General features: G+C 48.5%; 13 protein-coding genes and 1 other annotated feature. All 13 genes read left to right on the top strand.

Features of this window, described 5'->3' with window-relative positions; translation table 11 throughout:
- Positions 1–58: 58 nt before the first annotated feature.
- The 13 genes from ftsA (at position 59) to PQI28_RS01180 (ending at position 12,644) form a co-directional block, all read left to right on the top strand.
- Positions 59–1,345, top strand: a complete 1,287-nt coding sequence (gene ftsA / locus PQI28_RS01240; RefSeq protein WP_214691764.1) for a cell division protein FtsA — start codon at positions 59–61, stop codon at positions 1,343–1,345.
- 46 nt (positions 1,346–1,391) lie between these two features.
- The gene (gene ftsZ, locus PQI28_RS01235) at positions 1,392–2,534 is read left to right on the top strand and encodes a cell division protein FtsZ (RefSeq protein ID WP_214691765.1); all 1,143 of its coding nucleotides are present in this window, start codon (positions 1,392–1,394) and stop codon (positions 2,532–2,534) included.
- Positions 2,535–2,587: 53 nt separating this feature from the next.
- Positions 2,588–3,349, top strand: coding sequence for a peptidoglycan editing factor PgeF (gene pgeF / locus PQI28_RS01230; RefSeq protein ID WP_339962359.1), 762 nt, complete (start codon positions 2,588–2,590; stop codon positions 3,347–3,349).
- Complete coding sequence (locus PQI28_RS01225) at positions 3,346–3,999, top strand: YggS family pyridoxal phosphate-dependent enzyme (RefSeq protein WP_224860611.1); 654 nt, start codon at positions 3,346–3,348, stop codon at positions 3,997–3,999. The genes pgeF and PQI28_RS01225 overlap by 4 nt, the downstream gene beginning before the upstream one ends.
- Positions 4,000–4,022: 23 nt before the next feature.
- Positions 4,023–4,493: a cell division protein SepF gene (locus PQI28_RS01220; protein WP_339962358.1), complete on the top strand. Its 471-nt coding sequence runs from the start codon at positions 4,023–4,025 to the stop codon at positions 4,491–4,493.
- A 4-nt stretch (positions 4,494–4,497) separates the two neighbouring features.
- Positions 4,498–4,767 carry a YggT family protein gene (locus PQI28_RS01215; protein WP_074034873.1) on the top strand — a complete coding sequence of 90 codons (270 nt, stop codon included), beginning with the start codon at positions 4,498–4,500 and terminating at the stop codon, positions 4,765–4,767.
- Between the two features lie 3 nt (positions 4,768–4,770).
- Positions 4,771–5,541: a YlmH family RNA-binding protein gene (locus PQI28_RS01210; RefSeq protein WP_339962357.1), complete on the top strand. Its 771-nt coding sequence runs from the start codon at positions 4,771–4,773 to the stop codon at positions 5,539–5,541.
- A gap of 19 nt (positions 5,542–5,560) precedes the next feature.
- Positions 5,561–6,109 (top strand): DivIVA domain-containing protein, encoded by a 549-nt coding sequence (locus tag PQI28_RS01205; protein WP_074034869.1) that lies wholly within the window; start codon positions 5,561–5,563, stop codon positions 6,107–6,109.
- Positions 6,110–6,112: 3 nt separating this feature from the next.
- Positions 6,113–6,332, top strand: a binding site (T-box leader).
- A 53-nt stretch (positions 6,333–6,385) separates the two neighbouring features.
- Complete coding sequence (ileS, locus tag PQI28_RS01200; protein WP_214691770.1) at positions 6,386–9,112, top strand: isoleucine--tRNA ligase; 2,727 nt, start codon at positions 6,386–6,388, stop codon at positions 9,110–9,112.
- A gap of 57 nt (positions 9,113–9,169) precedes the next feature.
- A complete protein-coding gene (lspA, locus tag PQI28_RS01195) occupies positions 9,170–9,643 on the top strand; it encodes a signal peptidase II (RefSeq protein WP_214875366.1) in 474 nt (157 codons plus the stop codon).
- Positions 9,643–10,554 (top strand): RluA family pseudouridine synthase, encoded by a 912-nt coding sequence (locus PQI28_RS01190; RefSeq protein WP_214783880.1) that lies wholly within the window; start codon positions 9,643–9,645, stop codon positions 10,552–10,554. Before lspA ends, PQI28_RS01190 begins: the two co-directional genes overlap by 1 nt.
- Before the next feature lie 200 nt (positions 10,555–10,754).
- Positions 10,755–11,288 carry a bifunctional pyr operon transcriptional regulator/uracil phosphoribosyltransferase PyrR gene (pyrR, locus tag PQI28_RS01185; RefSeq protein WP_214745568.1) on the top strand — a complete coding sequence of 178 codons (534 nt, stop codon included), beginning with the start codon at positions 10,755–10,757 and terminating at the stop codon, positions 11,286–11,288.
- 51 nt (positions 11,289–11,339) lie between these two features.
- Positions 11,340–12,644 carry a uracil-xanthine permease family protein gene (locus tag PQI28_RS01180; protein WP_214745565.1) on the top strand — a complete coding sequence of 435 codons (1,305 nt, stop codon included), beginning with the start codon at positions 11,340–11,342 and terminating at the stop codon, positions 12,642–12,644.
- Positions 12,645–12,698 lie beyond the last annotated feature (54 nt).

Raw genomic sequence — 12,698 nt, 5'->3', positions numbered from 1 at the left:
CTGTCATATTTGTCATGTAATTTGTACAGGAAAATTATAGAGCGGAGGTGTTTCCCTTTTGGAAGCGAATGGTTATGTGGCCGCATTAGATATTGGAACGTCAGAGATTAAGCTCGTCGTCGGTGAATTGCTCGGCGGAACGCTTAATATTTTGGCAGAAGGGTGTGCACCGTCGGCAGGGGTGAAACGTGGTGCTGTCGTAGACATCGATAAAACAGTCCAAGCGATCAAACAGGCCGTTGAACACGCGGAGACATCGTTAGGTGATCAAATTCGATCTGTATACGTTGCCATCGAAGGGGAACATATCCAAATTGCCCCATGTCATGGAATCGCATCCGTGAAGCGGGAAGATCAGGAAATTACAGATGCAGACGTGATGGAAGTCATCAATTCAGCACAAGTGATGCGATTACCGGATGAGATGAGTGTCATCGATGTAATCCCATCATCATTCACGGTGGATCAACAAACGGGTGTCGTCGATCCTCGTGGAATGCTTGGTTATCGACTAGAAATGCATGGGAAAATGGTTACTGGATCGAAGACAATTTTACATAGTATTCGTCGTTCGATTGAACGTGCCGGATTACACCTCGAAGGATTTATTTTAGGGAACCTCGCGCTCGGCATGAGTGCAGCTTCTGTAGATGAAATCGACCTCGGCATTGGTCTTGTCGATGTCGGGCACGAAAAGACGACGGTCTCGGTATTTTATCGCGGAGATCTCGTTTACTCGTATATCCTTCCAGTCGGTGGAGACCATATGACAAGAGACTTGGTCTATAAGCTAAATTGCAAATATCAAGACGCCAAAGTGGCGAAAGAAGAATACGGTCTCGCACTCGAAGAAATGGCCGATGGAACAGAAGGTTTCTCCTACACGAACATCAATGGGGAAGTGGCGTTCGAACCACAGTCAGAAATTAGCTATGTTTTAGAGGCGAGAATAGAGGAAATGTTTACCCTTATGTTGAATAAGGTTCAAAAAGTAGGTGTTCCGATGCTGAATGGCGGATACTTACTCTGCGGTGGAGCTGCTGCTCTACCAGGTATTCAAGAGTTAGCGACTCGTGTCATGGGTCAAAAGACGAGATTGTATCAACCGTCGTCGATTGGCGTCAGACATCCAAAATACGCGACAGCAGTCGGTGTTTTGAAATATGTCTTAATGAGTGATCATCACGTTTCAAAATCTCAACTCGAAAAACCGGAAGTTCGCTACGAAACGCTTCACAATAAGCAGGAACCGACCGATACTCATGTTGGAGAGAACGAATACGAGACCGATCAAGAGTCGAAAAAAGGTTTTAGTCGTTTGATGGAAAAATTATTTGGCGTTTAAGCTGACGTTGTAATACAACTTGGAAAATAAGTAGGGGGATACCTGAATGATGTACTTTGATGAGGCGATTGACGCCGTAGCAAAAATTAAAGTAATTGGAGTCGGAGGCGGCGGTTCAAACGCCGTTAACCGTATGATTGAACATGGGGTACAAGGAGTTGAGTTCATCGCTGTCAACACGGATGCTCAAGCCTTGAATATGTCGAAAGCCGATGTAAAACTTCAACTTGGTGCCAAATTGACACGTGGTCTCGGTGCTGGTGCGAATCCGGATATCGGTAAAAAAGCGGCAGAAGAAAGCCGCGAACAATTGATTGAAGCGCTTGATGGAGCGGATATGGTTTTCGTCACAGCTGGTATGGGCGGCGGAACAGGAACTGGTGCTGCACCGGTCATCGCTGAGATTTCAAAAGAAATCGGCGCGCTCACAGTCGGTGTCGTCACAAAACCATTCATGTTTGAAGGCCGGAAGCGCATGCAACACGCGCAACATGGGATTCAAGCGTTTAAAGAAAAAGTAGATACACTCATCGTCATTCCAAACGATAAGCTTCTTGAAATCGTGGAACGCAACACACCGATGATCGAAGCCTTCCGTGAAGCGGACAACGTCCTTCGTCAAGGTGTACAAGGGATCACTGACTTGATCGCCATCCCTGGTCTCATCAACCTTGACTTCGCTGACGTGAAGACGATCATGACAGAAAAAGGATCTGCACTCATGGGTGTAGGTGTTGCTACAGGTGAAAACCGTGCCGTTGAAGCAGCGAAGAAAGCAATCTCTTCACCACTTCTCGAATCTTCAATCGAAGGAGCGAAAGGTGTCTTGATGAACATTACAGGTGGGCTCAGCCTTAGCTTGTATGAAGTGACAGAAGCAGCTCAAATCGTTCAAAGTGCCGCAGATGAAGAAGTGAACTTGATCTTCGGTTCAGTCATCAACGAAAACTTGAACGATGAAATCATCGTCACCGTGATCGCAACTGAATTTGCTGAGGAAACACAAGGGGCGAACCCGTTCCTTCAGCAGCCGAAAAAACAGCCAGAGGTTGAGAACAAGGAACCCCAACCAAAAGCAAATGAAGCGGCTCAACAAGACGAAGGGAACTTCCATCGCCCAGTGTATGGAGGAGACGTCCCAGACGAGACGATCAACATCCCTGCGTTCGTGAGACAACGCCGTAACTAAACAACAAGGGGTGCCGTGACTCGGCATCCCTTTTTCTAAAAAAGGAGAAACCGATGCAACTGTTACATACATGGGAAACCGAAACGAATCGCTATCATGCTTACGTGACGACACGGACGAACGGACACAATGCCGGAAACGTTGGTCTTCATGTCGGCGATGATATTGATGGAGTCATTCAAAATCGTCAATGGTTCTTTCGACAGGCGAATCTTTCGCTAGAAGACTCTGTTTGGGCCGACCAAGTGCACGGGATAACGGTCCAAAGCGTGGATTCAGCGGACAAGGGCAAAGGTGCATTTCGATATGACGAGGCAATTTCGCAAACAGACGGACTCATCACAAAAGAAGAAGCTTTGCCGCTCGCTCTCGTCTTTGCAGATTGCGTACCTCTCTTTTTCTGTGCGAAAGACCATGGAGTCATCGGTGTCGCTCATGCGGGTTGGAAAGGGACCGTCGGCAATATCGTCACGTCCATGATCCAAGCGTTTGAAGATCAAGGCATCGATGCGACAGAAGTGGACATGCTCGTCGGTCCAGCGATTGCTGGAAATGAATATGAGGTTGATCGTCTAGTGCTAGACGCGGTTCAATCCGTTTCGCCGACTGCCTATCAAAAAGCCGTTCGACAGGAGTCGGGCGACCACGCCTTGTTGTCACTCCAAGCAGTCAATGAAGTATTGGCAAACGAACATGACGCGTCCGTCATGCAATCGAATTTATCGACTGGCGCAAATACTCCGTTTTTCTCGTATCGAGACGGAGAAACGAAACGTCGGTTTGCGGCAGTCATCGTCAAGGAGCGTAAATTGTGAGTATTTCAGATAACGTAAAACAAGTTCAATCTATTATGGCAGCCCACGTTCAAGATGTGGAGCCTACTTTGATTGCCGTCACGAAATCGGTAGGCGTAGACGTGGCCAATGCTCTCTACGCAGAAGGAATTCGTGACTTCGGTGAAAATCGTCCAGATTCCTTACTTGAAAAAGTGAACGGCATGCCAGAAGACGCAAAGTTTCACTTCATCGGCACGTTACAGACACGTAAGGTGAGACAAATCATCGATCACGTGGCAGCTATTCACTCATTGGACCGTTTATCACTCGCTGCAGAAATCGATAAACGAGCGAGCGAGACGATTGATTGTTTCGTTCAAGTGAATACGTCAGGAGAAGATTCAAAACATGGTCTTGAAATAGAGGAAGTTATGCCTTTCATCGAGAACTGTAAACAGTATCCTCACATTCGAATCATCGGTTTGATGACGATGGCACCGTTCACGGAAGAAGAGTCAGTCCTTCGTGAGACGTTCGGTCGTTTACGTCGATTACGTGATGAAGTGAACGCAAAAGGGTTTGAACACGCCCCTTGCACGGAGCTATCGATGGGGATGTCAAACGATTATCCAATCGCGATTGAAGAAGGCGCATCGTTTGTTCGTATTGGTACCGTACTTGTGCAATAATATATCTTAAGGAGGAATCCGTTATGTCAATCAAAAACAAAATGAAAGATTTCTTTGGACTCGAGGAAGATCCGAACAGCACATACGAAGAAGAAGAGTTTGCCGTCGCAAACACATCAGCAACTTCTTCAACTGAAACAGCGGTCGTGAGACAAGAGGATCGCCCAAAAACAGCAAATAATCTCGTGGCATTGAATACGAAGAAGAAAGAACGCTCGAAAGTCGTATTGGCTGAACCACGTGTATTCGCTGAAGCGCAAGATATTAGCGATCAATTGAAAGAAAACCGTGCTGTCATCGTCAATCTTCAGCGCATGTCAAAAGAGCAATCACGTCAAGTCGTCAACTTCCTTTCCGGTGTCGTATATGCGCTAGAAGGATCGATGACTTCGATTGGACATAACACGATTCTGTGTACTCCGAACAATGTCGAATTGACTGGTTCAATCTCAAACTTGATTTCGGAGGATGAACTTCATAGTAAAGGGTGGTAACTGAATGGAAAACGTAATCCCTGCCTTAGGCAATACGTTAAGTACTTTGCTTGGTATTTATAGTTGGGTCCTGATCGGCTATATCTTATTATCATGGTTCCCGAACGCGCGTGAATCCATGTTCGGACAAATTTTATCATTTTTATGTGAACCATTTTTAGCACCGTTCCGACGGATTATCCCACCAATCGGTGGCATGCTCGATATCTCTCCAATCGTCGCATTGTTCGTGCTTCGAATGGCACAAGCCGGTATCGCTGCCATTTTCGGGTGATGTATGAGCGTTTATGACCACTACCGACCAAGTGAACGGGCGTTCGTCGAACAAGTGTTGGATTGGGTACAACAAGTCGAGAACAGCTATGTATTAAAGTTGACGGACTTTTTAGACCCTCGTGAACAGCAAATCGTCAAACAGCTTGTCGGTAAACAGCTCGTCATTCACGACGATGGCGGGTTTGAAGGAGCTGAACGACGTCGGCTGATTTTGGCGCCAGAGTATTATGAGCTGAATACCGATGATTTTGAAATCGAGATTCGTCGCATCGAATATCCGACAAAATTTGTTGACCTGACACATCGGCAAGTGACTGGAACTTTACTCAACGCAGGGTTGAAGCGTCAAAAGTTTGGGGACGTCGTCCTGGAAGAGGAGGTCGTCCAGTTTGCTACGACCCGCGAAGCGGTCGGGTTCATCGAAATGAACTTGGAACGTGTCGGAAAAGCAAGAGTTCGCATCTCCTCTGTTACGAAGGATGACATTCTCGTCGTTCCGAAAACAGAGTGGGTCGAAGGGTTCGGCATCGTGTCCTCGTTACGATTTGATACGGTTGTGAGCGAGGTACTCAACATATCTCGTCAGAAAGCTCAGGCGCTCGTGAAACACGGTGACTGTAAAGTGAATCATAAAGTCATTGAAGATCCGAGCTTCATGCTTGAACCAGACGATCTTTTATCCGTCCGTGGATACGGTCGTATTAAGATGATGGAGATTCTGGGTTCGACCAAACGTGAAAAGATTAAAATCCAGTATGGGACCATACGTTAAATTTTAGGAGGAAAGTCGAATGGCGTTGACACCGATTGATATTCATAATAAAGAATTCTCTTCCCGTTTTCGTGGGTACGACATCGATGAGGTCAATGAATTTTTAGATCAAATCATTAAAGAGTTTGAACTATTGATTCGTGAGAATCGACGGTATGAAGAACTTGTCAACGATATGCAAGCTCGCATTGACTACTTCTCCTCGATGGAAGATACATTGAACAAGTCGATCATCGTCGCGCAGGAAGCAGCGGAAGAAGTGAAGAACAACGCGCAAAAAGAAGCGAGCCTCATCTTGAAACAAGCGGAACGTGAAGCGTACGCTCGTGAAGAAGAAGCGGCCCGTAAAGAACAACTTGCAGAACGTGAAGTCGTTCAAATGCTCAAAAAAGTCGAGTTGTATCGCACACGTTTCCGTGTCCTCGTTGACGCCCAAATGGAGCTCTTAAACAGCACCGAGTGGGAGACGATTGTCGGGGAGCCGCCTGTGCAGACGGTTCTTGACGATAGATCAGAACTTGCGTATAATGACCACGAAGTCACACAGAATGAAGAACAACATGGATAAATGATCAACACGTTGAGTAGGACGCGTCGATCGAGTCATACCTACGAAGCGACTTAGGGACGGTGAGAGCCTAAGAGAAAGACTCGAATCGGTATCCCCTATGAGTCGTCACGCTGAACCAGAGTAAGCGTGACCGCCTGACCTCGTTATCGGTTACCGAGAGCGGTCTCACGAACGTGAGACTAGTAGGGTGGTACCGCGAGTCAACCAACTCGTCCCTATCAGGGATGGGTTGGTTTTTTTTGTTTTCTAAAAAATGTTGATGGAGGAGTTTCGATGAACTACAAAGACACGCTATTAATGCCAAACACAGAATTCGCAATGCGTGGGAATTTACCAAAACGCGAACCAGCGATGCAAACAGAATGGGAAGACATGGACCTTTACAACAAGGTGCAAGAAAAAAATGCAGGGAAACCACAATACATCTTGCATGATGGTCCTCCATATGCGAACGGCGACATCCACATGGGACATGCGATGAACAAAGTATTAAAAGACATCATCGTGCGTTTCAAAGGGATGAACGGATACCAGTCTCCAATGATTCCAGGTTGGGATACGCACGGTCTTCCAATCGAGAACGCCCTTCAAAAAGCTGGCGTCAACCGTAAAGAAATGACGGTCGCTGAATTCCGCGAAAAGTGTGCAGAATATGCGATGGAACAAGTGAACTCGCAACGTGAACAGTTCAAACGTCTCGGTCTTCTCGCAGACTTTGAAAATCCATATATTACGCTCCTTCCGGAATATGAAGCGGCACAAATCCGCTTGTTCGGGACGATGGCTGAAAAAGGATACATCTACAAAGGAAAGAAACCAGTCTACTGGTCGCCGTCTTCGGAGTCTGCACTCGCAGAAGCTGAAATCGAATATTACGATAAAAAATCACCGGCCATCTACGTGGCATTCCGCGTCGTAGACGGAAAAGACACATTGACGTCTGACGATCATTTCGTCATCTGGACGACGACGCCTTGGACAATCCCGGCGAACCTCGGGATCGCAGTGAGTGATGAGTTGACGTACACGCGCATCGAACACGAAGGAAAAGGCTATATCGTCGCAGAGACGCTCGTTGAAGAAGTGACGACTGCGCTCGGCTGGACTGATTACACTGTGAGCGGTTCATGGAACGGTCGCGACTTTGAATATATGACGGCCCAACATCCGTTGTATGACCGCACGTCACTCGTCATGCTCGGCGACCACGTCACAGCGGATGCGACTGGACTCGTCCACACGGCTCCAGGGCACGGGGAAGATGACTATCGTGTCGGTCAGGCTTACGGCTTAGACGTTCTTTGCCCGGTCGATGACCGTGGTTATATGACGGCTGAGGCGCCTGGTTTTGAAGGGTTGTTCTATGAAGATGCGAACAAACAAATCGGGATGAAACTTGAAGAGAACGGCTACTTGCTCAACTTGAAGTTCATCAAACACTCGTACCCGCATGACTGGCGTACGAAAAAACCGGTCATCTTCCGTGCGACACCGCAATGGTTCGCTTCCATCAAAGATTTCCGTGAAGATATGCTCCGTGAAATCGAAGAAGTGAACTGGGTTCCGGAATGGGGAATGACACGTCTTTACAACATGGTCCGTGACCGTGGAGACTGGGTCATCAGTCGTCAACGTGCATGGGGCGTGCCAATCCCAATCTTCTATGCAGAGGATGGAACGGAAATCATCACGAACGAGACGATCGACCACGTCGCAAACTTATTCCGTGAGCACGGCTCGAACGTCTGGTATGAGCGTGAAGCAAAAGACCTTCTTCCTGAAGGATTCACGCATCCGAACAGCCCGAACGGCGAATTCCGTAAAGAACTCGACATCATGGACGTCTGGTTCGATTCAGGTTCTTCACACGCTGGTGTATTAGAGGAACGTGAAAACCTTCGTCGCCCGGCAGACCTTTATCTTGAAGGATCTGACCAATACCGCGGTTGGTTCAACTCGTCACTCTCAACAGCTGTTGCGACGACGGGCAAAGCGCCATACCGAAACGTCTTGAGCCACGGTTTCGTTCTTGACGGGGATGGACGTAAGATGTCGAAATCACTCGGTAACACGATTGCGCCAAACGATCTCGTGAAGCAATATGGTGCTGAAATCGTACGCCTTTGGGTCGCGTCAGTCGACTATCAGTCTGACGTTCGCGCTTCGCACGACAACTTTAAACAAGTGTCAGAAGTATACCGGAAGATGCGTAACACAATCCGTTTCCTTCTTGGAAACTTGAACGGGTTTGATCCGTCGATGCGTGTCGCATTCAATGACATGCCAGAAGCAGACCGCTTCATGGCAACGAAACTCAAACAGCTCCAAGCAAAAGTGGTCAAAGCGTATGACACGTTTGACTTCATGGCGGTGTATCATCTCGTTCATAACTTCTGCGTTAACGAGTTGTCATCGTTCTATCTCGACTTTACAAAAGATATCCTTTATATCGAGCGTGAAGACGATCTCCGCCGTCGTGCCGTTCAGACGGTCATGTACGATGCGGTCGTCCTTTTGACGAAGCTCTTGGCTCCAGTCCTTCCACACACTGCCGATGAGGCGTGGAAAGAGGTTCCTGGGAAGTCGGAAGCAAGCATCTTCTTGACGGATCTAGAAGAAGTGGATGCATTGACTGCTGACGAGCAAACGTTATTAGAGAAATGGTCGAAATTCCTCGTCTTCCGTGACGATGTCCTCAAGGCGATCGAAATCGCACGTGGCGAGAAATTGATCGGGAAACCGCTCGAGGCAAAATTGATTCTCGCACCGAAAGCAGAGACTGCCGCGTTATTGGAAACAATCGATAACGTCAGTCAGTTGCTTCAAGTATCACAAGTAGAATGGGCTGAGACGGCAGACGTCGATTATGCGACGACGAAAATCACAGTCAAGAAAGCAGATGGTGCCGCTTGTGCACGTTGTTGGACATACTCGACAGAGCTTGGACAAAACGAAGAGCATCCTGAGCTTTGCCCACGCTGTGCATCAGTAATCGGTTAAGACGAACCGGAGTGGCGTCCCCACTCCGGTTTCTTAACGGCTTGAAAGGAGACGCATATGAAACGATATTACGGTTTGGCCGTCATCTTGATTCTGCTCGATCAACTCACCAAATGGGTGGTCGTTCAGACGATGACAATCGGTCAATCGATTGAAGTCATCCCGAACTTGTTATACTGGACCTCTTATCGCAATAAAGGAGCGGCTTGGGGGATGTTAGAAGGACAGATGGCGTTCTTCTTCGTCATCACGATTCTCGTTGTTGCGGGTCTTGTTTACTTCCTGCATAAAGAAGTGAACGGGTATCAGCTTCTCGGTTATAGTGTTGGATTGCTCCTGGCCGGTGCGATCGGTAACTTTATCGACCGTTTGTTCCGTGGCGAAGTCGTCGACTTTGTCGATACGTACCCGTTTGGCTACAACTTCCCGATTTTTAACGTGGCCGATATGGCCCTCACATTTGGTGTCATCTTGATGGTCATCGGGATTTTATTTGAAGAAAAATTACACAAAGAAAGGGGACAATCGTAATGGAATCCTATACTTTTGTCGCCGATGAAAAGGCAAGGATCGACAAGTGGGTGAGCGACCGTGGAGAATGGTCACGCTCACAAGTACAAGAATGGATTAAGACAGGGGCACTTCTCGTCAATGGCAGTGCCGTCAAACCAAACTATAAGCTCCAAGTGGGCGATGAAATCGAAGTGAACGTCCCGGAAGCGGTGGAACTCGAAGTGTTACCTGAACACATTCCGCTTGAAATCGTATTCGAAGATGAAGATATGATTGTCGTCAATAAAGCACGTGGGATGGTCGTTCACCCTGCTGCCGGTCACACGTCTGGAACGCTCGTCAATGCACTTCTCGGACATTGTGATGACCTTTCAGGCATCAATGGCGTCAAGCGCCCTGGAATCGTGCATCGAATCGACAAAGATACGACAGGTCTCCTTATGGTCGCTAAAAATGACTTGGCTCATGAATCACTTGCGAGTCAATTGAAAGACAAGACGATCAAGCGTGAATATATCGCGCTCGTTCACGGCGAACTCGTTCACGAACTCGGGACGATTGAAGCACCGATTGGTCGCGATACGAATGACCGTCAGCGTATGACCGTGACGGACAAGAACGCGAAAGAAGCGGTGACGCATTTCCGCTTGCTCGAGCGCTACAAAGACTTCACGCTCGTCGAGTGTAAACTCGAGACAGGTCGTACACACCAAATCCGTGTGCACATGCGCTATATCGGGCATCCGCTCGCAGGCGACCCGAAATATGGACCACGTCGGACAATTGAATTAGGCGGTCAAGCCCTACATGCGGCGACGCTCGGTTTCCATCATCCACGTACGAAAGAATGGATGGAATTTGAGGCACCACTTCCAGAAGACTTTAAGGCAGAACTTGCAAAGTTAGATAAAATCGAGAAAACTCGTTGACTTCTGTCACATTCCGATTTATAGTCTAGGAAGCATAACACCTTTAAACCCAGTCCAGAGAGGCTGTGAAAGGATTGTGACCGCGGTCACACTAACGTCAATTCAACCCGGCATCAGACTGCCGTTTTTGATGAAGACTCCCTTTCCAGTCGGACGAGGGAGTCTTCTTTTTTTGAATGAAGCATGAAAGGAGGAGTGACGTGAAACAGTCAGTCATTTTAGATGAATCAGCCATCCGTCGAGCGTTGACACGAATCGCTCATGAAATCATCGAGCGGAATAAAGGAATCGATGATGTCGTCCTCGTCGGGATCAAGACGAGAGGTGAGACGCTCGCTGACCGACTCGCGCGCCGCATCGAAGAGATTGAAGGCAAGCCGGTCGCACTCGGGAATCTCGACATCACGCTTTACCGGGACGACTTATCGAAGAAGTCGTTAGACCCAGAAGTGAAGGCAACGGAGTTGCCGCATGATATTAATGGTAAGACCGTCGTCCTCGTCGACGACGTCCTATATACCGGTCGAACGGTCCGTGCCGCAATGGACGCACTCGTCGACCATGGTCGCCCAGACTATATCCAACTCGCGGTCTTGATTGACCGAGGACATCGGGAGCTTCCGATTCGACCTGATTTCATTGGGAAGAACGTTCCGACATCGAAGTCCGAGCAAGTCGTCGTCCGACTCAGTGAAGTCGACACGGCAGATGAAGTGACAATCAATCAGCAATAATCTTAAAAACCTTTAAGGTGGTCCAGAGAGGCCAGGAAGGAGAAATTCAATATGAAACAACCCGTTCTACACATCCACGAGCGTCCAGCTCACTTTCCACAATGGCTGTTATTCAGTCTTCAACACGTCTTCGCCATGTTCGGAGCGACGATTTTAGTCCCGATTTTAACAGGATTGAATACATCGGTCGCCCTCGTCGCTTCCGGAGTGGCCACGCTCTCATTCTTAGCGATTACGCGCTTCAAAGTCCCAACATACCTCGGTTCAAGTTTTGCCTACATCGCCCCAATCATTGCGGTCAGTCAGCAATGGGGTGTCGAAGCGGCACTGTTCGGCGGAATCATTGCCGGCTCGGTATACGGTGTCGTTTCCTTGATCATCTATAAGACAGGCGTCAATTGGTTGCTCCGGTTGCTCCCACCAGTCGTCGTCGGACCGGTCATCATGGTCATCGGTTTGTCGCTCGCGCCGGTCGCCATCGACATGTCGATGAATCAAGACGGAGCTTATAATGGAACGTTCATGACAATCGCACTCCTGACACTTGGAATCACGATGCTCGCCATGACAAAACTGAAAGGGGTTTGGGGAGCGGTTCCAATCCTTTTCGGAATCGTCGGAGGTTACGGGATTGCCGCAGCATTCGGAATCATCGATTACTCACCAATTCAACAAGCAAGCTTGTTCCAACTCCCTGACTTCACGATGGTGTTCGTCGACTACATGCCAATGTGGCAAGTCGGTGCACTCCTCGCGATCGTACCGGTCGCACTCGTCACGATGACCGAGCATATCGGCGATCAAATGGTCACATCTAAAATCATCGGACGAGAGACGATGAAAGATCCCGGCCTCCATCGCACGCTACTCGGTGACGGGGTAGGGAAAGCAGTCGCTTCCGCACTCGGTGGTCCACCATGTACGACATACGGTGAGAACAACGGCGTCATGGCCATCACACGCGTCTACAGTGTCTATGTCATCGCTGGAGCGGCGCTCATGGCCATCAGCTTCGGATTCCTCGGTCATATCGAGGCATTCATCTCAACGATTCCGAATCCAGTCAAAGGTGGCATCTCGATTCTCTTATTCGGGGTCATCGCGTCGAACGGACTACGGACGATGGTAGAGAGCAACGTCGATTTGGCAGAAAAACGCAACTTGATCATCTCATCGGTCATCCTCGTCATCGGGCTGGGTGGTGCGATGATTCAACTCGGCAGCTTCCCTGTACAAGGGATGGCGCTCGCGACGGTCGTCGGGATTCTTTTAAACGCCATCTTACCGAAAGAGGAAGTCGAGACGGTCGTGGAAGTCAGCACAACTGAAGAAACGAAACAAGCAAGTAACTTTTAATTCGATCCCGTGAGGTCGGCAAAGTGAAGGCTCGTTTATTTGGGTGTACCTTGC

The sequence above is a fragment of the Exiguobacterium sp. USCH10 genome, from assembly GCF_037619445.1.
Taxonomy (GTDB): Bacteria; Bacillota; Bacilli; order Exiguobacteriales; family Exiguobacteriaceae; genus Exiguobacterium; species Exiguobacterium aestuarii_A.
This window is presented reverse-complemented; position numbering and strand designations above follow the sequence as displayed.